Origin of the sequence: Rhizobacter sp. (assembly GCA_019635355.1) — a bacterium.
In the GTDB taxonomy this organism is placed as follows: domain Bacteria; phylum Pseudomonadota; class Gammaproteobacteria; order Burkholderiales; family Burkholderiaceae_C; genus Rhizobacter.
In genome coordinates this window covers 3785846-3808040 of record JAHBZQ010000001.1, presented here as the reverse complement: position 1 = coordinate 3808040, position 22195 = coordinate 3785846, and the positions used below count along the sequence as shown (strand labels likewise).

The window sequence follows — 22195 nt, the reverse complement described above, 5'->3', positions numbered from 1 at the left end:
GCCGCCGCCGCGCTGCTCGTGAGCCTGGCCTTGCTGAACGGCCAAGCGCAGGCCGCCCCCGAGGCGGCTTCGGCCCCGGCCCAGCCCGTCACGCGCGAGCAGGTGAAGCGTGAGGTCGACACGCTGCGGCAAGACCCCAACCTCGCCGGCAAGCGCAAGGAAAAGACCCTGCGCTTCAAGGACCGCGGCGACGCGAAGAAGAAGCCACCCGACGCGAAGAACGACGGCACCTGGGCCTGGCTGCGCGACTTCGCCCGCTGGATGACCGAAGCCGGTCGGGTGGCGGTGTGGGTGGTGGCGGCGGTGCTGGTGGCGCTGCTGCTGGTGGGCTTGCGGCACTGGATGCGCGTGCGTGCCGGGGCGGTGAAGGGCAGCAGCGCCGGGCCGCTGCCGAGCCACGTGCGCGACCTCGACATCCGCCCGGAGAGCCTGCCCGAGCGCATCGGCGAAGCGGCGGCGGCGCTGTGGCAAAAGGGCGAGCACCGCGCCGCGCTGTCGCTGCTGTACCGCGGGGCCTTGTCGCGGCTCGTGCACCAGCACCAGGTGCCCATCCGCGCGGCCAGCACCGAAGGCGAGTGCCTGGCGCTCGCCGCGCGCCGCCTCGCCCCCGAGCGCAGCGCCTATTTCGGACGGCTGGTGCAGGCGTGGCAGCTGGCCGTCTATGGCGCGCGGCTGCCCGACAACGAGAGCGTGATCACCTTGTGCCGCGAGTTTGACGTACAGCTGCGCGGGGGTCCCGCATGAGCGAGAACCAGCGCACCTGGGCTTTGCGCGCGGTGATGGCAGCCATGCTGCTGGGCCTCGTCGCCTGGCTGGCCTCGTGCACCGAATGGGCCGAGGTCGAAGTGCCCACACCGCCACGCGGCGAGGCCGCTCGCAACCGCCACTACGCGGCGCAGGAGCTGCTGCGCCGCGTGGGCGCCACGGTGGCGAAGCCGTCGAACCTGTCGCAACTGCCGCCCGCGGGTGCCACGCTGCTGCTGACCTCGTGGCACTGGGACATCTTCCCCGAGCGCGCGCAGCGCCTGCGGCAGTGGGTCGAAGGCGGCGGGCACCTCGTGATCTTCAGCGATAACCTCAACCAGAAGCAGCTCAAGGGCTGGCTGCCGGTGAAGCCGCTGGAGCCGCCGCGGCGCAAGAAGCGGGACGAAGACGCGCCAGACGATGAGGACGCTGACGCCACCGACGACGACGATGACCGCGACGACAGCGAAGAAGAGACCGCCGAGCCGATCCAGAAGGCCGTGCTGCAGCGGCTCAAGATGCCCTGCCACGACACCGCCGAGCCCGAGTCCGTCGCGCCGCACTACCCCGGCAGCGCCCGCCACTACAAGCTCTGCGGCTTCGTCTACTCGGGCTGGAAGATGGAGCCGGTGGGGCCGGCACTGTGGTCTATCGACGGGCGCGACGGCCCGCTGCTGCTGCGCGTGGCCAAGGGCCGCGGCACGGTGACCGTCATCAAGCCGATGGGCCTGCTCGACAACGAACGGGTGCTGCAGTCCGACAACGGACTGGCCACCGTGGCCGCGCTGCAGGCCCGGCCCGGCGCGGTAGTGTGGTTCGTCACCGAAGAAGCGCGCCCGTCGCTCCTGGCCTGGCTGTGGCAGGAGGCGGCCGCGGTGCTGCTCTTCGCCGCGGCGGCGCTCGTCTTCGCCCTCTGGCGCGGCGCGCGCCGCTTCGGGCCGCTCGCCGCCACGGCCGCTCACAGCCGCCGTTCGATGGCCGAGCAGATCTCGGGCACGGCGCAGTTCCTGCGCAAGCAGGGGCCCGACGCGCTGCTCGCCTCGCAGATCCGCGCGCTCGATGCCGCCGCACGCAACCACATCCGCCTCTACGAAACGCTCGACCGCGGCCAGCGCGCCGCCGCCATCGCCAAGCACACCGGCCAGGACGCCGCCGCGCTCACCTCCGCGCTCGACAAGAGCCTCGCCCGCAAGCGCCACGACCTGCCCGCCACGCTCGAACTGCTCGAAACCGCGCGCCGCCTGCTCGTGCAGAAGAAGACCCCCGTTCCACGCTCATCGAAGAAAGACTGAGGACCTCCATGCAACTCAAACCCACGGACCTCGAACGCGCCGCTGGCCTGCTCAACGAACTGCGCAACGAGGTGGGCAAGGCGGTGGTCGGGCAGTCGCAGGCGGTCGGGCAGATCCTGGTCGCGCTGGTCGCCTCGGGCCATGTGCTGATCGAAGGCGTGCCGGGCCTTGGCAAGACGCTGCTGGTGCGCTCGCTCGCGAAGGCGATGTCGCTGCAATACGCGCGGGTGCAGTTCACGCCCGACCTGATGCCGTCCGACATCACTGGCCATGCTGTGCTCGATGCACGCGGTGGTGACGCAAATTCGCTCGGCACGCTGCGTGTGCACCGCGGGCCGGTGTTCACCAACCTGCTGCTGGCCGACGAAATCAACCGCGCGCCGGCCAAGACGCAGGCCTCGCTGCTCGAGGTGATGCAGGAGTACCAGGTCACGCTCGAAGGCCAGACGCATGCGCTGCCGCGGCCCTTCATGGTGCTGGCCACGCAGAACCCGATCGACACCGAAGGCACCTACCCGCTGCCCGAGGCGCAGCTCGACCGCTTCCTCTTCAAGATCGACATCGGCTACCCGCCGCATGACGAAGAAACCGCCATCGTGAAGCGCACCACCGAGCAGCAGACGGGCGACCAGTTCCCACTCGAAGGCGTGGCGGCGCGGGTCGACGAGCGCTCGGTGCTCACGCTGCAGCGCATGGTCGCGTTCATCCGCGCCGACGACAAGGTGATCGACTACGCGGTGCGCCTCGTGCGCGCCACCCGCAGCTGGCCGGGCCTGGCCACCGGCGCCGGCCCGCGGGCGGCCATCGCGCTGGTGCGCGCAGCGCGTGCCACGGCGCTGATGCAGAGCCGCGACTTCGTGACGCCCGACGACATCAAGCTGCACGCCCTGCCGGCCCTGCGCCACCGGGTGCTGCTAGCCCCGGACGCGCAGCTCGAAGGGCGCAGCGTGGGCGAGCTGCTGGAAGGTGTGCTCGACAGCGTCGAGGCGCCGCGTCTTTGACCCTGGCTGGACACGCATGCTCGCCCTGATCCCCAGCCGCGTGTCGGTGCTGGCCTTGGCCAGCGCCGCGATCGTGGGTGCGGCGGCCTTGCTGCTCGGCGCCCCGCTCGCCGCGGTGAGCCTCGCCGGTGCGGCGCTCGCGGCGGCGGCAGCGCTGTGGGTGGTGGGCGACCTCGTGCTCACGCTGCGCGCCTGGCGTCGCACGCCCCTGCGCACGGTGCGCGCGCTGCCCGACGCGCTGGCGCTCGGCGTGCCGCGCGTGCTCAAGCTCACGCTGGTGAATGACAGCGCGCTGCACTGGAAGGTAGCGGTGTTCGACGAGGTCGACCCGCAGCTCACCTTCGACGGCCTGCCACAGCAGGTGAGCCTGCCGGCGAAGAAGAAACTCGAGCTGCAGTACAGCGTGACGCCACAGCGGCGCGGCCCGGTGCGCCTGGGCGCCACCCAGCTGCGCCTGCGCTCGCGCGGCGGCAGCTTCGAGCTGCTGCGCACCGTGGGCGAAGCGCAGCGCCTGCACGTCTACCCCAACTTCGCCGCCGTCGCGCGCTACGCCTGGCTGGCCGGTGACCGGCGCCTCGCGAGCATCGGCATCAAGACCTATCCCAAGCGCGGCATGGGAACGGACTTCAAGCAACTGGCCGACTACCGCCCCGGCGACCCGATCCGCCACATCGACTGGAAGGCCACCATGCGGCACGGCAAGCCCATCGTGCGCGAGTTCCAGGACGAGCGCGACCAGCGCGTGATCTTCCTGCTCGACTGCGGCCGGCGCATGCGGGCCGACGAAGGCGCGTCGCCCGAGCACCGCAGCCGCGACGGCAGCCACTTCGACCAGGCGCTCAATGCGCTCATGCTGCTGAGCTACGTGGCGCTGAAGGAAGGCGACGAAGTGGGCGCCGTCACCTTCGGCCACGCGCCCGGCCAGGGCCGCCGCTTCGCGCCGCGCAAGGGCAGCGCCACGCTCAACGCGCTGATGGCGCGGCTCTACGACGTGGAGCCGAGCGCCACCCATTCCGATTACCTGGCCGCCGCCGAAGAGCTGCTCAAGGTGCAGCCCAAGCGGGCGCTGGTCATCATGCTCACCAACTTCCGCGACGAAGACGCGGCCGAGCTGACGCCCGCGCTCAAGCTGCTGCGCAGCCGCCACCTCGTGCTGGTGGCCAGCCTGCGCGAGCGGGTGTTGCGCGAGCTGGCCACCCAGCCGATCGTGGCCGACCAGCACGCCATCGAAGTGGCCACCGCTCACCTCTTCACCCAAGCGCGCGGCGATGCGTTTGCCCGCACGACCGGGCACGATGCGCTGTCGGTCGACGTGGAGCCCGATGCGCTGGCGGTGGCGCTCGTCAACCGCTACCACGCGGTCAAGCGCGCCGGGTTGCTGTAGCCGCGCGCGCTGGCTACGATGCGCCGGCACCGCGCCTCGCGGTGCATCCAATCACACATCAAGGAGGGAGATCCCATGTCAGCCGTCAACCCATTCAACCCACCGCTCGCCGAAGTCGCCGACGTCGCCCCGGCCACCACCGGCTACTCCACCCCCAAGGCCTGGTCGGCCAGTGGTCGCCTGGGGCGGCTGCGCTACCTCGCCTACATCAGCGTGGCGACCCTCGCGCTCTACGCCGCACTCGGCGTGATGGGGCTCCTGATCGCCACCGGCTCGATGTTCGCGGGTGTCGCCGTCGCGGTGGTGGCCTACGTCGCCTACATCGTGCTGACCGTGCTGCTGCTCATCCAGCGCTCGCACGACATGGACTGGAGCGGCTGGAGCGTGCTGCTGGCGTTCATTCCGCTGGCGGCGCTGATCTGGCTCTTCAAGGCCGGCACGCCCGGCGCCAACCGCTTCGGCAACCCGCCGCCGCCGAATCCGACCAGCGTGAAGGTGCTGGGCCTCGGCTTCCCGGTGGTCGGCATGGTGGTGGGCATCCTCGCCGCCATCGCGCTGCCGGCCTACCAGGACTACACCGAGCGCGCGAAGGCCGCGCAGCAGCGGATGCAGCAACAGGCCGCACCGGCCGGCCAGCAGCAGTAAGCATGGCCAACCGCCTCTCGCAGATCGCCACCCGCACCGGCGACGACGGCACCACCGGCCTCGGCGACGGCACGCGGGTGCCCAAGAGCCACGGGCGCATCGCCGCGCTCGGTGACGTCGATGAGCTCAACTCGCACATCGGTGTGCTGCTCGCCGAGCCGCTGCCCGACGACGTGCGCGAGTTGCTGGTGGTGATTCAGCACGAGCTCTTCAACCTGGGGGGCGAGATGTCGATCCCGGGCTACGAGCTCTTGAAAGCGGAGGCGGTGCTGCGGCTCGACGAGGCACTGGCGCACTACAACGCCACGCTGCCGCGCCTGAAGGAATTCATCCTCCCGGCCGGCACGCGCAGCGCGGCCATCGCGCACGTGTGCCGCACGGTGGCGCGGCGCGCCGAGCGCTCGGTGGTCACGCTGGCCGCGAGCGAGGCGATACGCCCCGAGCCGCGCCAGTACCTCAATCGCCTGAGCGACCTGCTCTTCGTGCTGGCCCGCGTGCTCAACCGCGCCAACCTGGATGGGTTGGGCGGGGACAACGTCTACTGGAAGAGCCAGCGCTTGGCCCGCGACTCCGAGTAGACGCTCTCTTCTTTCAACCGCGGCGCGCTTTGACGGCGCCGCTCAACACGTTCAGCACTTCGAGCGAATCGTCCCAGCCGATGCAGGCATCGGTGATGCTCTGGCCGTAGGCGAGCTTCGACGGGTCGTCCTTGCCCGCGCTGAACTTCTGCGCGCCGGCCTTGAGGTGGCTCTCGACCATCACGCCGAAGATGCGGCGCGAGCCGTGCGCGATCTGCGAGGCGATGTCTTTCGCGACGTCGATCTGGCGCTCGTGCTGCTTGCTGCTGTTGGCATGCGAGCAGTCGACCATCAGCGTGCCGGGGAGCTTGGCCGCTTCGAGGTCCTTGCAGGCGGCCTCGACGCTCGCCGCGTCGTAGTTGGGCGTCTTGCCGCCGCGCAGGATCACGTGGCAGTCCTTGTTGCCCTTGGTCTCGACGATGGCGACCTGGCCGTTCTTGTGCACCGACAGGAAGTGGTGCGGGCGGGCCGCGGCCTGGATGGCGTCTGTCGCGATGCGGATGTTGCCGTCGGTGCCGTTCTTGAAGCCGATCGGCGCCGAGATGCCCGAGGCCAGCTCGCGGTGGACCTGGCTTTCGGTGGTGCGCGCGCCGATGGCGCCCCAGCTGATGAGGTCACCGATGTACTGCGGCGAGATCACGTCGAGGAACTCGCTGCCGGCGGGCACGCCCAGGCGGTTGATCTCGGTCAGCAGCTGGCGCGCGATGCGCAGGCCTTCGTCGATGCGGTAGCTCTCGTCGAGGTAGGGGTCGTTGATCAGACCCTTCCAGCCGACGGTGGTGCGCGGCTTTTCGAAGTAGACACGCATCACGACTTCGAGCGTGTCGGCGTACTTCTCACGCTGCTCCTTCAGGCGGCGGGCGTAGTCGACGGCGGCGGCCGGGTCATGGATGGAGCAGGGCCCGATGATGACGAGCAGGCGGTCGTCCTTGCCCGACATGATGTTGCGCACACGCTGGCGCGTCTCGGCGATCAGCGTTTCGGCGGCAGTGCCACGAATGGGGAAGAAGCGCACCAGGTGCTCGGGAGGGGGCAGGGGCATCACGTCCTTGATCCTTTCATCGTCGGTTTGGCCGGTCTTGTCGACGGGCGCATACCAACCCTCCGCGGCGCTGCTGGACTTGGCGTTCATTCGAGTTCTCCTCGTTCGTGGTGGCTGTGTGGCTGGGGCAAAAAAAAACCGCCGGAGTCTCCGGCGGTTTGGTGAGCGGTTGCGTTTGGCTTTGACCTACGCGCTTGCCTCTCCTCCGCCGGTGCGGTGCGAGAACCAAAAGTAGGCAAAGAAAAAGCTGGCGAAACGCATGAGCCGCAATGTAGCACGGGGCTCACCCGATCCGTCAAGCGCGCAGTTTTCAACGACTTGCGCCGCGTCAAGCAGGTGAGCGAGCAGTAACGAATTGTCAACCGTGCGCTAGTTCCTATCCCGTGAACCAGGGGGTCCATAGCATGGTTTCACCTGATGGCGCACCGCCCGCGGTGCACCTGCCGGCCCACAACAGCTTGAACCCATACGAGGGAACCGACATGACCCGCACCGCCTTCTTCCGCCGTTTCAGCCTGGCCCTGGCCTCGCTCACCATCGCCTCCGCCAGCGTCGCCGGCGAAGACGCGCAGCTGAGCGCTGCCCGGGAAGCCGCTACCACCGATGCACAGGTTGCGATGCAGTTGCAGCAGTGGCTCGACCAGCGCGACATCGCCCTCACGGCCCAGGCCGATGGCCTGATCACCAACGACATGCGCATCGCCGCCGCTGAATACGCCGTGGCCCAGCTGGTCGAGGCCGATGGCCTGATCAGCGCCCAGCTGCAGGAATCAGTGGCTGCCCAGCTGGCCGCGGCCGACGGCCTGGTGGTCGACCACGCGGAATTCGCCGTCAACCTGCCCGCCGCGCGCCCCGCCCCGATCGTGGTGGCCGGCGGTCGCTGAGCGCCCAGGGGCCGAGCGCTCACTCGCGGATCGACGAGGACCGAGCCTTACTCGGTCCCACCCACCGTCAACCGGTCGATGCGCAGCGTCGGCTGACCGACGCCGACCGGCACGCTCTGCCCTTCTTTCCCGCAGACGCCGACGCCGGTGTCGAGCTTCATGTCGTTGCCGATGGCGCTGACGCGCGTGAGGGCGTCGGGGCCATTGCCGATGATGGTCGCGCCCTTCACCGGGTACTGGATCTTGCCGTTCTCGACCCAGAAGGCCTCAGACGCCGAGAACACGAACTTGCCGCTCGTGATGTCGACCTGCCCGCCGCCGAAGTTGGTGGCATAGAGGCCACGCTTCAGGCCGGCAATGATTTCTTCCTTGGTCTTGTCGCCACCCAGCATGTAGGTGTTGGTCATGCGTGGCATCGGGACGGCGGCGTAGCTCTCTCGCCGGCCATTGCCCGTGGGGGCCACGCCCATCAGGCGGGCGTTCATCGAGTCCTGGATGTAGCCCTTCAGGATGCCGTCTTCGATCAGCACGTTGCGCTGGCTCGGGTTGCCTTCGTCGTCGACGTTGAGCGAGCCGCGGCGGTCGGGGATGGTGCCGTCGTCGAGCACCGTCACGCCCTTGGCCGCCACCCGTTGGCCGATGCGGCCGCTGAAGGCGCTCGAGCCTTTGCGGTTGAAGTCGCCCTCCAGCCCGTGGCCCACCGCCTCGTGCAATAGCACGCCAGGCCAGCCGGGCCCGAGCACGACGCTCATCTCGCCGGCCTTGGCCGGGCGGGCTTCGAGGTTGGTGAGCGCGGCCTTGACGGCGTCGTTCACATAACTCTCGATGATGCTGTCGTGGAAGTAGCCGAGGCCGAAACGCCCGCCACCGCCACCGCTGCCAACCTCGCGGCGCACCTTGCCGTCGATGGTCTGCTCGGCAATCACCGTGACCGACAGGCGCACCAGCGGGCGCACGTCGGCGGCGAGCGTGCCATCGGCACGGGCGACCAGCACCACGTCGTATTCGGCGGCCACGCCAGCCATCACCTGCTTGATGCGCGGGTCCTTGGCACGGGCGAGCTTTTCCACCTTCTCCAGCAGCGCCACCTTCTGCGTGCTGTCGAGGGTGGCGATCGGGTCCATCGGCGCATAGAGCTTGCGGCTCTCGGCAATGCGGTGGTGGCCGGTGATCTTGACCGTCTTGCTCTGGCCGGCCGCGGCGATGGTGCGCACGGTCTGGGCGGCGTCGAGCAGCGCGGCTTCGGAGATGTCATCGGAGTAGGCAAAGGCGGTCTTCTCGCCTGCCACCGCGCGCACGCCCACACCCTGGTCGATGCCGAAGCTGCCGGATTTGACGATGCCCTCTTCCAGGCTCCAGCCTTCGCTGCGCGTGTACTGGAAGTAGAGGTCGGCGTCGTCGATGCGGTGCCGGGCGATCGTCGCGAGCGCCTTCGACAGCGTGGCGTCGGTGAGCCCGAAGGGTTCCAGCAACAAGGACCTGGCCGTGGCCAGGCGCTCCAGGGTGGGTTCGCGCGAGATCATGAAGTCATTGTAGGAGTCGCCCCTCGCCGCAGCGTTGGGCAAAGACCCTGTCTCTTCCTCGTTGTTTCACAGTTCTTTACCGAGCGGTTTGTCTGCCGCGCCTGCGGTGGTGTCGTTGTGTGCCTGTGCAGCACAACAACCTTCGACAACCCTTCAGGAGTCTGACCATGATGAAGTTCAAGTCCGTGGCCCTGGCCACCACCCTCGCCACCCTCGCATTCACCAGCCTCGGCGCGTTCGCCCAAGCCGCTTCGGCGCCTGCCACCCCGCGTGCCGATGCCCGCGAAGCGAAGCAGGACACCCGCATCCAGAACGGCGTGGCTTCCGGCCAGCTGAACGCGAAGGAAACCTACCGCCTCGAGAAGCAGCAGGCACGCATCAACGCCGCAGAAGCGAACGCCAAGGCCGACGGCAAGGTGACGAAGGCCGAACGTGCGCGCATCGAGCGCAAGCAAGACCGCGCCAGCGCCAACATCGCCAAGCAGAAGCACGACGCGCAAACGGCCAAGCCGTGATGCGCGGGCGCAGGCGGCCTCAACCGTTCGCCTGTGCCTTCAGCGCCAGCGCACGCGCGTAGAGCGCGTTGCGCGGCGCGCCGGTCAACTCGGCCGCCAGGGCCACGGCCTGCTTGAGCGGCAGCTCGGCCATCAGCACACGCAGGGTTTTGTCGTGCGCGGCCTCGTCGGCGCTTTCATCGCTCGGCGCGCGTGCGTGCAGCACCAGCACGAATTCACCGCGTGAGCGGTTCGCGTCTTCCGCCAGCCAGGCCGGCAGTTGGGCGGCCAGCCGGGTGTCGACCGCTTCGAACTGCTTCGTGAGCTCGCGGCACACCGTGACACGTCGCTCGGGGCACTGCGCCGCCAGGCCGTGCAACAAGCCCTCAATGCGATGCGGCGCCTCGAACAGCACCTGCGTCTCTGCCCGCTCGGCCACGGCTTCCAAGGCCTGCGCGCGCTCGCCGCCCTTGGCCGGCAGGAAGCCGACGAAGACGAAGCCTTGCCCCACCACGTCGCCCGCCACGCACACCGCCGCGAGCGCGCTGCTGGCGCCGGGCAAGGGAATGGAACGCCGGCCCGCCGCGCTCACCGCGGCGACCAAAGCCGCCCCGGGGTCGCTCACAGCCGGCGTGCCGGCATCGCTCACATAGGCCACACGCTCGCCACGCTCGAGCCGCACGAGCACCTCACCGGCCGCTTCACGCTCGTTGTGCTCGTGCACGGCGAGCAGCGGCTTGTCGATGCCGAGGTGGCGCAACAAGGCCGCGCTGTGGCGCGTGTCTTCGCAGGCCACCGCATCGACGAGCGAGAGCACGTGGATCGCCCGCAGGCTCATGTCAGCCAGGTTGCCGATCGGCGTGGCCACGACGTACAGCGCCCCTGCGGGATACTGCTGCGCGCCAGCGGCGGCCTGGGCCGCCTGCAGCATCAGAGAGGGAGCGATGGCCACGGTGGAGAAGAGCAGGAAAGGGGTGGGGGACGACGCCGAAGAGCGCGCATTGCAACACCTGTTGCGGCAAGGGCTCCGGCTGGTTGAGCGCAATTATCGAGTGGCCGCCGGCCCACGGGCGCGCGGCGGCGAGGTCGACCTCATCATGCTCGACCGCGACGGCACGCTGGTGTTCGTCGAAGTGCGGGCCCGGCAGAGCCGAAGCCACGGCGGGGCGGCGGCCAGCGTGACCCACGGCAAACAACGGCGTGTCATCTACGCCGCGCAGCATTACCTGCAGCGGCGTGCCACCCCACCGCCCTGCCGCTTCGATGTGGTGGCCCTCGACGGCGACGCCCTGGAATGGCTGCGCGGCGCGTTCTTCGCCGAGTGATCGCACGCCACACACCATTTGGAACCGGGCGTGCAAAACCCGTGTCATATCATCGGTGACCATGCTGGAACAACGCATCCAACAGCAATTCTTCGACAGCGCCGACCTCAAGTACGCGGCGGCCGAGATCCTGTCTCGCCCGATCGCCGATGCGGTCAACGCGGTCGTCGGCTGCATCACCGCAGGCGGCAAGGTGCTCGCCTGCGGCAACGGCGGCTCGGCGAGCGACGCCCAGCATTTCGCGGCCGAGTTCATCGGCCGCTTCGAGCGTGAACGCCCCGGCCTCGCGGCCATCGCGCTCACCACCGACAGCTCCATCCTCACCGCCGTCGGCAACGACTACAGCTTCATCGACATCTTCTCCAAGCAGGTGCAGGCGCTCGGCGCCCCCGGCGACGTGCTGCTCGCCATCACCACCAGCGGCAACTCGGCCAACGTGCTGGCCGCGGTGGAAGCGGCGCATGCGAAAGAGATGACGGTGGTGGCACTCACCGGCCGCGGCGGCGGCAAGATGAACGAGCTGTTGACCGAAACCGATGTCCACATCTGCGTGCCGCACGACCGCACTGCGCGCGTCCAGGAAGTGCACATCCTCGCGCTGCATTGCCTGTGCGATGCGGTAGACCTGCAATTGCTCGGAGAACAGGAAAACACATGACCCGTCAGCCCATCCGGACCACCCTCATCGTCAGCCTGCTGGCCGCCACCACCGCCCTGTCGGGCTGCGCCGCGCTGCTGGTGGGCGGAGCCGTCGTCGGCGGCTCGCTGCTGGCCACCGACCGCCGCAGCTCGGGTACGCAGCTCGACGACCAGGCCATCGAGTTCAAGGCCAACAGCCGCATCCGCGACCTGCTGGGTGACAAAGGCCACGTCAACGCGACGAGCTACAACCGCCTGCTGCTGCTGACGGGCGAAGTGCCCACCGAGGCCGACCGCACGAACATCGAGCAGGCGCTTTCGCGCATCGACAACGTGAAGTCGGTGGTCAACGAGCTGGCGCCGATGTTCGCCAGCTCCCTGAGCCAGCGCTCCAACGACGCACTCGTCACGAGCAAGGTCAAGGCCACGCTGGTGGACGCCGGCGACGTCAGCTCCAACGCCTTCAAGGTGATCACCGAACGCGGTGTCGTCTACCTGATGGGCCGCGTGACCGAACGCGAAGCCGAGCGCGCCGCCGACCTCACCCGCAGCATCAGCGGCGTGCAGAAGGTGGTGAAGGTGCTCGAGATCGTTTCGGAGGCCGAGCTGGCGGAGATCGACCCCAAAGCCGTACCGAAGTCGGCGGCAGCAAGGTAATTCAGGTCAGGCGCTTGATCAGGCTCGACGTGTCCCAGCGCTGGCCGCCTTGCGCCTGCACGTCGGCGTAGAACTGATCGACGAGTGCCGTGACCGGAAGTCGGGCGCCGTTGCGTTTGGCTTCCTCCAGCACCAGGCCCAGGTCCTTGCGCATCCAATCGACGGCGAAGCCGAAGTCGAACTTGCCGTCGATCATCGTCGGGCCGCGGTTGTCCATCTGCCAGCTCTGCGCGGCGCCCTTGCCGATCACGCCGAGCACGGCCTTCATGTCGAGGCCGGCTTTCTGGCCGAAGGCAATCGCCTCCGCCAGGCCCTGCACGAGGCCGGCGATGCAGATCTGGTTGACCATCTTGGCGAGCTGACCTGAGCCACTCTCGCCCAGCAGCGTGACCGCCTTCGAGAAGGCCATCGCCACCGGCTGGATGGTGGCAAACGCCTGCGCATCGCCACCGCACATGACGGTGAGCGCTCCGTTGATGGCACCGAGGTTGCCGCCCGACACGGGCGCGTCGATGAACTGCAGCCCGCGCGATTTAGCTTCGGCGCTCAGCTCGCGCGCCACCTCGGCCGACGCGGTGGTGTGGTCGACGAAGATCGCGCCTTCCTTCATGCCGTCGAAGGCACCGCGCTCACCGATGGTCACAGCGCGCAGGTCGTCGTCGTTGCCCACACAGGCGAACACGATGTCCGCACCCTTGGCCGCAGCTTCTGGCGTGGCATCGCTCGCACCACCGTACTCGCCCACCCACTGCGAAGCTTTCGCCGCCGTGCGGTTGTAGACCACCACGTCGTGGCCGGCACGCTTCAGGTGCCCGGCCATCGGATAGCCCATCACGCCCAAGCCAAGGAAGGCCACCTTGTGGGGCTTGATGGGGTCGTAGCTGCGTGTGCTCATGGTTCTGGTCCTTCTGAAACGACAACGGCCTCGAAGTATCGAGGCCGTTGGATGAGAGAAGCAAGATCAAACAATGGTCAAGTGTTCGGTGCCGGCGGAGAGGTCTTGCGAGCGCGCCCGGTTGCTGTGCAGCTTGATCTGCAGGCGCAGGTCGTTCACCGAGTCGGCGTTGCGCAGCGCGTCTTCGTAGGTCACGAGGTGGTTCTCGTAGAGGTCGAAGAGCGCCTGGTCGAAGGTCTGCATGCCGAGCTCGCGGCTCTTCTTCATGATTTCCTTGATCTCGGCCACCTCGCCCTTGAAGATCAGGTCGCTGATCAGCGGCGTGTTGAGCAGGATCTCCACCGCGGCGATGCGGCCCCGCCCTTCCTGCCGCGGCAACAGGCGCTGCGAGATCAGGCCCTTCAGGTTGAGCGACAAGTCCATCAGCAACTGCGCGCGCCGCTCTTCGGGGAAGAAGTTGATGATGCGGTCGAGCGCCTGGTTGGCGCTGTTGGCGTGCAGCGTGGCCATGCACAGGTGGCCGGTTTCGGCGAAGGCCACCGCGTGCTCCATGGTCTCGCGGTCGCGGATTTCACCCATCAGGATGACGTCGGGCGCCTGACGCAGCGTGTTCTTCAGCGCCGAGAACCAGTCTTCCGTGTCGAGACCCACCTCGCGCTGCGTCACGATGCAGTTCTTGTGCGGGTGCACGAACTCCACCGGGTCTTCGATCGTGATGATGTGGCCGTAGGAGTTCTCGTTGCGGTAGTCGATCATGGCCGCGAGCGAGGTGCTCTTGCCCGAGCCGGTGGCCCCCACGAAGATGACCAGGCCACGCTTGGTCATGGTCACGTCTTTCAGCACCTGCGGCAGGTTCAGGCTGTCGATGGTGGGCAGCGTCTGCGGGATCGTCCGCAGCACCAGGCCCACATGGCCCTGCTGCACGAAGGCGTTGACGCGGAAGCGGCCGATGCCCTGCGGCGAGATCGCGAAGTTGCACTCCTTCGTCTTCTCGAACTCGGCGGCCTGCTTGTCGTTCATCACCGAGCGGGTGAGGGCCAGCGTGTGCTGGCTCGTCAGCGGCTGCGGCGAGACCTTGGTGATCTTGCCGTCGACCTTGATCGCCGGCGGGAAGTCGGCCGTGAGGAAGAGGTCGGAGCCGTTGCGGGAGATCATCAGCCGCAGCAGGTCGTTGACGAATTTCGATGCCTGGTCTCTTTCCATGGTGCCTTCCTTCAGCGCTCTCTTTACAGCTTGCGGTCAGTTGCTCGACAACAGAGCACTCAGGCGCGCACTCACCTGCCGCAGGCGCAGCGACAGGCGCCGCGACAGCGAGGCCAGCAAGGCCAGGCCGAGCCGCGGCTCGAACATGATCATCTCATCCAAACGCTGCGCGTCGACCACCGCCAGCGTGCACGGCGTGAGCGTGGTGCAGGCGGAAAAGCGGGTGCCGGCGTCGAGCAGAGACATCTCTCCAAGCATGTCACCGGCACGCGCTTCCGCCAAGCGGGCACGCCCGCCCCAGGGTTGCACGCGGTCGACCGCCAGCGTGCCCTCGAGCACGATCAGCATGTAGTCGCCCTGCTCGTCCTGCCCGATCACCTCCTGGTTGACCGGCACGGTCACGAACTGGAGGTACTGGCTCATGCGCATCAACTCGTCGGCGCTGAGCGCGGCCACGTAGCGGTCGGCGCCCCACAGCTTGGCAAAGAGCGGTTCGGCCTGCTTGCGATCGAGCGGCTGCGCGCCCACCTGCTTGGCGCGCTCGGCCCAGGTGGCAAGCTGCACGTCGTCACCACGGTCGTTGAACTGGGTGGAGAAGTAGCCGTCGTCGGTGGCCGGCCCTTCGTCGGACATGCGCGCGGCGGCAGCACCATTGCCTCGCTTGAGTCGATCCAGGAGTTTCTTCAAGGCTCGCTCGCGTGGGAAGACGGGGGCCGAGGTCGATCAGCCGGGGAAGTTCTCGGGGAACTTGGCCTTGTTGCGCGCTTCGGCCGGCGCAATGATGTTGCGGCGGACGAGGTCGGACAGGTTCTGGTCCAGCGTCTGCATGCCCACCGTGTTGCCGGTCTGGATCGACGAGTACATCTGGGCGATCTTGTTCTCGCGGATGAGGTTTCGGATGGCGGCGGTGCCCAGCATGATCTCGTGCGCAGCGACGCGGCCGCTGCCGTCCTTCAGCTTGCACAGCGTCTGCGAGATCACGGCCACGAGCGACTCGGAGAGCATCGCGCGCACCATTTCCTTTTCCGCCGCCGGGAACACGTCGACCACGCGGTCGATGGTCTTGGCAGCGGAGCTCGTGTGCAGCGTGCCGAACACCAGGTGGCCCGTTTCGGCGGCGGTCAGCGCGAGGCGGATGGTTTCCAGGTCGCGCATTTCGCCGACGAGGATGGCGTCGGGGTCTTCGCGCAGCGCAGAGCGCAGCGCGTTCGAGAAGCTCAGCGTGTGCGGGCCGACCTCGCGCTGGTTGACCAGGCACTTCTTCGACTCGTGCACAAACTCGATCGGGTCTTCGACCGTGAGCACGTGGCCGTATTCGTTTTCGTTCAGGTGGTTGACCATCGCGGCGAGCGTCGTCGACTTGCCCGAGCCGGTGGGGCCCGTCACCAGCACCAGGCCGCGCGGCTTGAGCGCCAGCTCGGCAAACACCTTGGGCGTGTTGAGCTGCTCGAGCGTGAGGATCTTCGACGGAATCGTCCGGAACACGGCGCCGGCACCGCGGTTCTGGTTGAAGGCATTGACACGGAAACGCGCAAGGCCCTGGATCTCGAACGAGAAGTCGCACTCCAGCGTTTCTTCATACGCCTTGCGCTGCGAGTCGTTCATGATGTCGTAGACCATCTCGTGCACCTGCTTGTGCTCGAGCGGGTCGACGTTGATGCGGCGCACGTCGCCGTGCACACGGATCATCGGGGGCAGGCCGGCAGAGAGGTGCAAGTCGGACGCTTTGTTCTTGACCGAGAACGCCAACAGTTGGGTGATGTCCATGTGTCTTCGACTTGGGGGTTGAAGCCCCGCTGTGGTGACGGCCAAGGCCGTGGGGCTGCGCCTCTGCGATAGGCTCGCGGGATTATGGCGACGATTGCATCGAACATACAACAAGTGCGGGAGCGCATCGCCAGGGCCTGTGCGGCTGCGCAACGCCCCGTGCAAAGTGTCACGCTGCTAACCGTAAGCAAAACTTTCGGTGCCGATGAAGTGCGCGAGGCCGCCGCGGCTGGCGAACGCCGCTTCGGCGAGAACTACGTGCAGGAAGCGATCGAAAAGATCGAGGTGCTGGCCGACCTGCGCGCGCAGATCGAGTGGCACCTGATCGGGCCCTTGCAAAGCAACAAGACGCGTGTGGTCGCGAAGTACTTCGACTGGGTGCACAGCGTCGACCGCCTGAAGATCGCCGAGCGCCTGAGCGAACAACGCGCGCCCGACCAGCCACCGCTCAACCTGTGCCTGCAGGTCAACGTGAGCGGCGAGGCGAGCAAGAGCGGTGTCGCGCCCGACGAGCTGCCCGCGCTCGCGCATGCCGTGGCGGCATTGCCCCGCGTGCGGCTGCGTGGCCTGATGTCGATTCCCGAGCCAAGCGACGACCCTGCACAGCAGGCCGCGCCGCACCGCCAGCTGCGCCAGCTCTTCCATCGCCTGCAGCAGGAAGGGCTGGCGCTCGACACCCTCTCGATGGGCATGAGCGGCGATCTCGAAGCCGCCATCGCCGAAGGCTCGACGATGGTCCGCGTGGGCACGGCGATCTTCGGGCGGCGCTGACGCGGCCGGATTTCATCCGGCAGATCATGCACCATTTAGGCAAATATCCGGCATCAAGCTGGGTATCTTGGCGACATTCTCATCCTCCATGTCGCCACCATGCCGTCCGACGTTCCGCCCCCACCCGCCTTCCGGCCCCGTCTTCCGGCCCCGTGCCGGCGTGAGGCCGAGCTGCTGGCGGGCCTGCTGCCCACGCTCGCCACCTCGCTCGACTGGCCCCGTGTCATCACCACCGCGCGCCCCTGGGTGCAGGCGGTGCGCGACAAGCCGGCGCCCTTCTGGGCGATGGAATCGCTGCTGCGCGAGTACCCCATCTCCAGCGCCGAAGGCCTGGCGCTGATGCGGCTGGCCGAAGCGCTGCTGCGCGTGCCCGACACCGAAACCGCGATCGCGCTCACCGCCGACCAGCTCGGCCGCGCCGCCTTCGATTCGCAGGCCGATGGCCCGCACAAGATGCTGGCCACGCTCTCGGCGAGTGCGATCACGCTGTCGAAGAAATTCCTGCCGGACGGCCCCGGCGACACCAGCCTCATGAAGCGCCTGGGCGCGCAGACCGTGGTGGCCGCCACCGTGCGCGCCATCCAGCTGCTCGGCCGCCAGTTCGTGCTCGGCCGCTCCATCGGCGAAGCGATGAACGAGGCCGGTCAGGCCCGCGAGCAGCAACCCGGCCTGCGTTTCAGCTACGACATGCTCGGCGAAGGCGCGCGCACCGAAGCCGATGCGCAGCGTTATCTCGCGGCCTACCTGAACGCACTCGACGCCATCGCCGCCAAGCGGGCCACCGGCGACCCGACCACCGCCGACGGCATCTCCATCAAGCTCAGCGCGCTCTTCTCACGCTACGAAGAGCTGCAACGCGAGCGTGTCTTCGCCGAACTGCTGCCGCGTGTGTGGCCGCTCGTCGAGCGAGCCGCACGGGCCAACCTCAACCTCACCATCGACGCCGAAGAAAGCGAGCACCTCGAACTCTCGCTCGACGTGCTGGATGCACTCGCCGCACGCATCGCCACCCACCACCCGCAATGGCGCGGCTTCGGCCTCGCGGTGCAGGCGTACCAGACACGCGCGCTTGACACGGTGAACGAAGTCGCCCGCATCGCGCGCCGGCACGGCCTGCACTTCATGGTGCGGCTGGTGAAGGGCGCGTATTGGGATGGCGAAGTCAAGCGCGCGCAGGAGCTGGGGCTGCCCGGCTACCCCGTCTTCACCCACAAGCACCACACCGACATCTCCTACCTCGCCTGCGCACAAGCCCTGCTGGCACACGCCGACGCGATCTACCCGCAGTTCGCCACGCACAACGCCGGCACCATCGCCGCCATCCTGCAGATGGCGCGCAAGGCCCAGGCGCCGTTCGAGATGCAGCGCCTGCACGGCATGGGCGAAGGCATCTACCGCGAGGTGATGAAGGACCCGTCGATCGCGGTGCGCGTCTACGCGCCGGTCGGCGAGCACCGCGACCTGCTTGCCTACCTCGTGCGCCGCCTGCTGGAGAACGGCGCCAACTCCTCCTTCGTGCACCAGCTGGCCGACGACGCGGTGCACCCCGAAGAGCTGCTGGCGTCGCCGCTCGTGCCATCGGCCCACCCCGGCCTGCCGCTGCCGGCCGATCTCTACGGCCCGCGGCGCGCCAACTCGACGGGCGCCGACCCGACGAACCGCGACGAGCGCGCGGCCTTCGAAGCCGCCATCGCCTCGACCCATCTGCAGCCCGTGGCCCTGGCGAACGTGGCCGACATCGCGCCCACGATGGCCCGCCTGCAGCAGGGCCACGCCCACTGGGCCCGCACGCCCCTCTCGGCCCGCGCCAACACCCTGCGCCGCGCCGCCGACCTGCTCGACGCGCGACTGCCCGAGTTCTGCGGGTTGCTCGTGCGCGAGGCCCACAAGACGCTCGGCGACGCAATCGCCGAAGTGCGCGAGGCGGTGGACTTCTGCCGCTACTACGCCGAGCAGGCCGAAGAGCGGCTGGCCCCGCAAGCGCTGCCGGGCCCGACCGGCGAAAGCAACGAGCTGAGCCTGCACGGCCGCGGCGTCTTCGTCTGCATCAGCCCGTGGAACTTCCCGCTCGCGATCTTCACCGGCCAGGTCGCCGCGGCACTGGTGGCCGGCAACAGCGTGGCCGCCAAACCGGCCGAGCAGACGCCCGCCATCGCGCAGCGCATGGTCGCGCTGCTGCACGAGGCCGGGGTGCCGAGCGACGCACTCGCCCTGCTGCACGGCGCGGGCGAGACCATCGGGGCCGGCCTCGTGGCCGACGCGCGCACGGCCGGCGTGTGCTTCACCGGCTCCACCGCCGTCGCCCGGGCCATCAACCGCACGCTCGCCGCGAAAGACGGCCCCCTCGTGCCGCTGATCGCCGAGACCGGCGGCATCAACGCGATGGTGGTCGACAGCACCGCCCTGCCCGAGCAGGTGGTCGACGCCGTGGTGCAGAGCGCCTTCCGCTCCGCCGGCCAGCGCTGCTCGGCGCTGCGCCTCCTGTGCGTGCACGAGAGCGTGGCCGACACCGTGATCGAGATGCTGCGCGGCGCCATGGCCGAGCTGAGCCTCGGCGACCCGGCCCGGCTCGAGACCGACGTCGGCCCCGTCATCGACGACGAGGCCTTCGAGGGCCTGCAGCGCCACATCGCCCGCCTGCGCCGCGAGGCGATGCTGATCGGCGAGACACCGTTGCGCAGCACGGTCCCCCGCCTCGTCGCCCCGATCGCGTTCGAGTTGAGACACGTCGCCGACGTCAACGAGGAAATCTTCGGCCCGGTGCTGCACGTGGTGCGCTGGCGCGGCGCACCCGAGGCCGTGATCGCGGAGGTCAACGCCCTTGGCTACGGCCTCACGCTCGGCCTGCAGACGCGCATCGACGGCCGTGCCCACCAGCTCGCCGACGCCGCGCACATCGGCAACGTCTACGTCAACCGCAACATGATCGGCGCGGTGGTCGGTGTGCAGCCCTTCGGCGGCGAAGGCCTGTCGGGCACCGGCCCGAAGGCGGGCGGGCCGCACTACCTCTACCGCTTCTGCGTCGAGCGCACGCTGACGATCAACACCGCCGCAGCGGGCGGCAACGCCGCGCTGCTCGCCGGCCTGCGCAACTGAGCACGGCTCAGCCGTGCTGGTAGCGGTGCTCCTGCGTGCGACCGGCGAAGCCGTAGGCGCTGCCCCGCAGGTCGGCCACGTGGGCGTAGGAATGTTCGGCGGCGCCACCGAGCAGCTCGTCCATCGCCTGGTGCACCGCGGCCAGGTAGTCGGCCTTCTCGCGCTTGGTGTTGGTCTCGTCGGTGATGCTCACCATCCAGTGGTAGCTGCGCTTGGGCGCGCCGACCAAGGGCTTGCCGGCGATGAACCAGCGCGAAGGGGCGATGAAGTCGACGACGACCGCGGTGTGCTCGCGGTTCTTGCCAAGCAGCGTCGACGTGAGTGCGGTGCCGGTCTCGGCCACACGGTGGGCCAGGTTGTCGTCTTGCGCGCCGGAGATCTGGATGTGCAGGTAAGGCATGTGTCGCTCCTGGGTTGTTGAACTTGACAGCGTCACTCTAGGCACCGAGCATTCATCTGATAAGCAGTTTGAATTCGTGATATTCATCAGAAAAACAGATGAACGACCTGGACCCACTCTGGCTGCGCAGCTTCATCGCCGTGGCCGACACCGGCTCGGTGACCCGCGCCGCGCAGCAGGTGCACCGCACGCAGTCGGCCGTGAGCACGCACCTGCAGCAGCTCGAAGCCTCGCTCGGCGTGCGCCTGGCCGAGCGCAGCACGCGTGCGCTCGCGCTCACGGCCGAGGGCGAACGTTTCCTGCCGCATGCCCGCCGCCTGCTCGACTGGCAGGCCGATGCGCGCGCCGCGGTGCAGCCCGCAGCCGTTGAGGAAGTGCGCCGCATCGGCATCAGCGAATACTTCATGCCAGCGCGCCTGGGGGAGCTGCTGGCGCTGCTGCACGACAGCACGCCCGGCGTGCGCTTCGAGCTGCTGTGGGCGAGCTCCGCTTCGCTGCAGCAGCTGTGGCAGGCCGGCGCGATGGACCTCGCCGTCGTCACGAGCGACGACCCGTTGCCCGGCGCCAGGCTCATGCGCCGCGAGCCGCTCACCTGGGTGCACGCCGAGCGCTATGCGGTGCCCAGCGCCGGCCCGGCGCCACTGGTGCTGCTCGGCCCCGAGTGCCCGGTGCGCCGCCTGGCGCTCGACGCACTGGCCCGGGCCGGCCGGGCGCACCACCTGCGCCTGAGCTGCACCGGCGCCCACGGCGCGATGGCCGCGCTGCGCGCCGGCTGGGGCATCGGCTGCCTGAACCAGTCGGCCATTCCGGCCGACCTCGTCGCCCTCTCGGCCTCGCAGCGCTGGCCCTCGCCCGGCCGACTATCCTTCTACTCCCTCACCCGCCCTGCCCTGCAAGCCACCGAGCGTGAATTGCGGCGCTGGGCCCAAGCCTGACGAAGAACACCACATGACCACCATTGCATTCATCGGCGGCGGCAACATGGCCAGCGCCATCATCGGCGGCCTGCTCAAGAGCGGGCGGGCGCCCGGCGACATCCTCGTGCTGGAGCCCAATGCCGACCAGCGCAGCCGGCTGCAGCGCGAGCTGCAGGTGATCACGCTCGAAGCCCCGGGCTCGGTGCTGCAGCGCGCCGCCACCGTGGTGTGGGCGATCAAGCCGCAGAACTTCAAGGCCGCCGCCGAGGCCAACCTGCCGCACGTCGGCAAGGCGCTGCAGTTCAGCGTGATGGCCGGCATCCGCAGCGACGACATGGCGAAGGCCCTAGGCACCGAGCGCATCGTGCGCTCCATGCCCAACACCCCCGCCTTGATCGGCCAGGGCATCACGGGCCTGTACGCCCGCCCGGCCGTGACCGCCCTCGAACGCAAGGAGATCGAGCGCATGCTCGCCCCCACCGGCCGCACGCTGTGGGTGAACGCCGAGCACGACCTCGATGCGGTGACGGCGATGTCGGGCTCGGGCCCGGCCTATGTCTTCTACTTCGTCGAAGCCATGATGGAAGCGGCGGTGGAGATGGGCCTCACCGAAGAACAGGGCAAGACCCTGGCGCTTGCCACCTTCCAGGGCGCCAGCGCCCTCGCCCTGGCCTCGCCCGAAGCGCCGGCCGTGCTGCGCGAGCGGGTCACCTCCAAGGGCGGCACCACCTACGCGGCACTGACCTCGATGGAGGCGAGCGGCGTCAAACCCGCCATCGTGAAGGCGCTGAAGGCCGCGCAGCGCCGCGCCGCCGAACTGGGCGACGAGTTCGGCCGCTGAGCCGAGGGGTATGCCCGCGGTCATGCAAAGGTGGCATGAACGCGAGGCCCACAAGCGATGACCGCCGGCCTACAGTCGTCTCCACCAAGACCACAGA

General features: G+C 68.7%; 23 protein-coding genes. 15 read left to right on the top strand and 8 right to left on the bottom strand.

Annotated elements, in window-relative coordinates:
• Nucleotides 1–12: 12 nt before the first annotated feature.
• From KF892_17525 to KF892_17500, 6 genes are all read left to right on the top strand, one after another.
• On the top strand, nt 13–744 hold the full coding sequence (locus tag KF892_17525; GenBank protein MBX3626824.1) for a DUF4129 domain-containing protein: 732 nt from the start codon (nt 13–15) through the stop codon (nt 742–744).
• The gene (locus tag KF892_17520; GenBank protein MBX3626823.1) at nt 741–2036 is read left to right on the top strand and encodes a DUF4350 domain-containing protein; all 1296 of its coding nucleotides are present in this window, start codon (nt 741–743) and stop codon (nt 2034–2036) included. Before KF892_17525 ends, KF892_17520 begins: the two co-directional genes overlap by 4 nt.
• Nucleotides 2037–2044: 8 nt before the next feature.
• Nucleotides 2045–3037 (top strand): MoxR family ATPase, encoded by a 993-nt coding sequence (locus tag KF892_17515; protein MBX3626822.1) that lies wholly within the window; start codon nt 2045–2047, stop codon nt 3035–3037.
• A 16-nt stretch (nt 3038–3053) separates the two neighbouring features.
• The gene (locus tag KF892_17510; GenBank protein MBX3626821.1) at nt 3054–4421 is read left to right on the top strand and encodes a DUF58 domain-containing protein; all 1368 of its coding nucleotides are present in this window, start codon (nt 3054–3056) and stop codon (nt 4419–4421) included.
• A 75-nt stretch (nt 4422–4496) separates the two neighbouring features.
• Nucleotides 4497–5066 (top strand): DUF805 domain-containing protein, encoded by a 570-nt coding sequence (locus tag KF892_17505; protein MBX3626820.1) that lies wholly within the window; start codon nt 4497–4499, stop codon nt 5064–5066.
• Between the two features lie 2 nt (nt 5067–5068).
• Entirely contained in the window at nt 5069–5644 is a 576-nt protein-coding gene (locus tag KF892_17500; GenBank protein ID MBX3626819.1) for a cob(I)yrinic acid a,c-diamide adenosyltransferase, read from the top strand.
• A 13-nt stretch (nt 5645–5657) separates the two neighbouring features.
• Here KF892_17500 and KF892_17495 read toward each other — a convergent pair whose 3' ends face one another.
• A complete protein-coding gene (locus KF892_17495) occupies nt 5658–6776 on the bottom strand; it encodes a 3-deoxy-7-phosphoheptulonate synthase (protein MBX3626818.1) in 1119 nt (372 codons plus the stop codon).
• A 392-nt stretch (nt 6777–7168) separates the two neighbouring features.
• Between KF892_17495 and KF892_17490 the strand changes: the two genes are divergently transcribed.
• Nucleotides 7169–7570: a hypothetical protein gene (locus KF892_17490; protein ID MBX3626817.1), complete on the top strand. Its 402-nt coding sequence runs from the start codon at nt 7169–7171 to the stop codon at nt 7568–7570.
• 47 nt (nt 7571–7617) lie between these two features.
• Here the strand turns inward: KF892_17490 and tldD are convergent, their stop codons facing one another.
• On the bottom strand, nt 7618–9093 hold the full coding sequence (gene tldD, locus KF892_17485) for a metalloprotease TldD (protein MBX3626816.1): 1476 nt from the start codon (nt 9091–9093) through the stop codon (nt 7618–7620).
• Between the two features lie 167 nt (nt 9094–9260).
• Here tldD and KF892_17480 point away from each other — a divergent pair, with 167 nt between their 5' ends.
• The gene (locus tag KF892_17480; GenBank protein MBX3626815.1) at nt 9261–9608 is read left to right on the top strand and encodes a hypothetical protein; all 348 of its coding nucleotides are present in this window, start codon (nt 9261–9263) and stop codon (nt 9606–9608) included.
• 19 nt (nt 9609–9627) lie between these two features.
• Here KF892_17480 and rsmI read toward each other — a convergent pair whose 3' ends face one another.
• Nucleotides 9628–10518, bottom strand: a complete 891-nt coding sequence (rsmI, locus tag KF892_17475) for a 16S rRNA (cytidine(1402)-2'-O)-methyltransferase (protein MBX3626814.1) — start codon at nt 10516–10518, stop codon at nt 9628–9630.
• A gap of 13 nt (nt 10519–10531) precedes the next feature.
• On the opposite strand from rsmI, the gene KF892_17470 reads away from it, so the two are divergent.
• The 3 genes from KF892_17470 to KF892_17460 all read left to right on the top strand — a co-directional run bounded on the left by KF892_17470 (nt 10532) and on the right by KF892_17460 (nt 12208).
• A complete protein-coding gene (locus tag KF892_17470; GenBank protein ID MBX3626813.1) occupies nt 10532–10912 on the top strand; it encodes a YraN family protein in 381 nt (126 codons plus the stop codon).
• A gap of 61 nt (nt 10913–10973) precedes the next feature.
• Nucleotides 10974–11570 carry a phosphoheptose isomerase gene (locus KF892_17465; GenBank protein ID MBX3626812.1) on the top strand — a complete coding sequence of 199 codons (597 nt, stop codon included), beginning with the start codon at nt 10974–10976 and terminating at the stop codon, nt 11568–11570.
• Nucleotides 11567–12208 (top strand): BON domain-containing protein, encoded by a 642-nt coding sequence (locus KF892_17460; GenBank protein MBX3626811.1) that lies wholly within the window; start codon nt 11567–11569, stop codon nt 12206–12208. The genes KF892_17465 and KF892_17460 overlap by 4 nt, the downstream gene beginning before the upstream one ends.
• Nucleotide 12209: 1 nt before the next feature.
• Here the strand turns inward: KF892_17460 and KF892_17455 are convergent, their stop codons facing one another.
• From KF892_17455 to KF892_17440, 4 genes are all read right to left on the bottom strand, one after another.
• A complete protein-coding gene (locus tag KF892_17455; GenBank protein ID MBX3626810.1) occupies nt 12210–13103 on the bottom strand; it encodes an NAD(P)-dependent oxidoreductase in 894 nt (297 codons plus the stop codon).
• A 66-nt stretch (nt 13104–13169) separates the two neighbouring features.
• Nucleotides 13170–14306, bottom strand: coding sequence for a PilT/PilU family type 4a pilus ATPase (locus KF892_17450; GenBank protein MBX3626809.1), 1137 nt, complete (start codon nt 14304–14306; stop codon nt 13170–13172).
• A gap of 36 nt (nt 14307–14342) precedes the next feature.
• Nucleotides 14343–14939: a cyclic nucleotide-binding domain-containing protein gene (locus KF892_17445; protein ID MBX3626808.1), complete on the bottom strand. Its 597-nt coding sequence runs from the start codon at nt 14937–14939 to the stop codon at nt 14343–14345.
• A 90-nt stretch (nt 14940–15029) separates the two neighbouring features.
• On the bottom strand, nt 15030–16073 hold the full coding sequence (locus tag KF892_17440; GenBank protein ID MBX3626807.1) for a type IV pilus twitching motility protein PilT: 1044 nt from the start codon (nt 16071–16073) through the stop codon (nt 15030–15032).
• Between the two features lie 84 nt (nt 16074–16157).
• Here KF892_17440 and KF892_17435 point away from each other — a divergent pair, with 84 nt between their 5' ends.
• Nucleotides 16158–16844, top strand: a complete 687-nt coding sequence (locus KF892_17435) for a YggS family pyridoxal phosphate-dependent enzyme (protein MBX3626806.1) — start codon at nt 16158–16160, stop codon at nt 16842–16844.
• Nucleotides 16845–16943: 99 nt separating this feature from the next.
• Nucleotides 16944–19940, top strand: a complete 2997-nt coding sequence (locus tag KF892_17430; GenBank protein ID MBX3626805.1) for an L-glutamate gamma-semialdehyde dehydrogenase — start codon at nt 16944–16946, stop codon at nt 19938–19940.
• A 7-nt stretch (nt 19941–19947) separates the two neighbouring features.
• Here KF892_17430 and KF892_17425 read toward each other — a convergent pair whose 3' ends face one another.
• Nucleotides 19948–20340: a tautomerase family protein gene (locus KF892_17425; GenBank protein ID MBX3626804.1), complete on the bottom strand. Its 393-nt coding sequence runs from the start codon at nt 20338–20340 to the stop codon at nt 19948–19950.
• A 98-nt stretch (nt 20341–20438) separates the two neighbouring features.
• On the opposite strand from KF892_17425, the gene KF892_17420 reads away from it, so the two are divergent.
• Both KF892_17420 and KF892_17415 read left to right on the top strand, forming a co-directional pair.
• Nucleotides 20439–21275, top strand: a complete 837-nt coding sequence (locus tag KF892_17420) for a LysR family transcriptional regulator (protein MBX3626803.1) — start codon at nt 20439–20441, stop codon at nt 21273–21275.
• Between the two features lie 13 nt (nt 21276–21288).
• Nucleotides 21289–22098 carry a pyrroline-5-carboxylate reductase gene (locus KF892_17415; protein MBX3626802.1) on the top strand — a complete coding sequence of 270 codons (810 nt, stop codon included), beginning with the start codon at nt 21289–21291 and terminating at the stop codon, nt 22096–22098.
• Nucleotides 22099–22195: the final 97 nt, after the last annotated feature.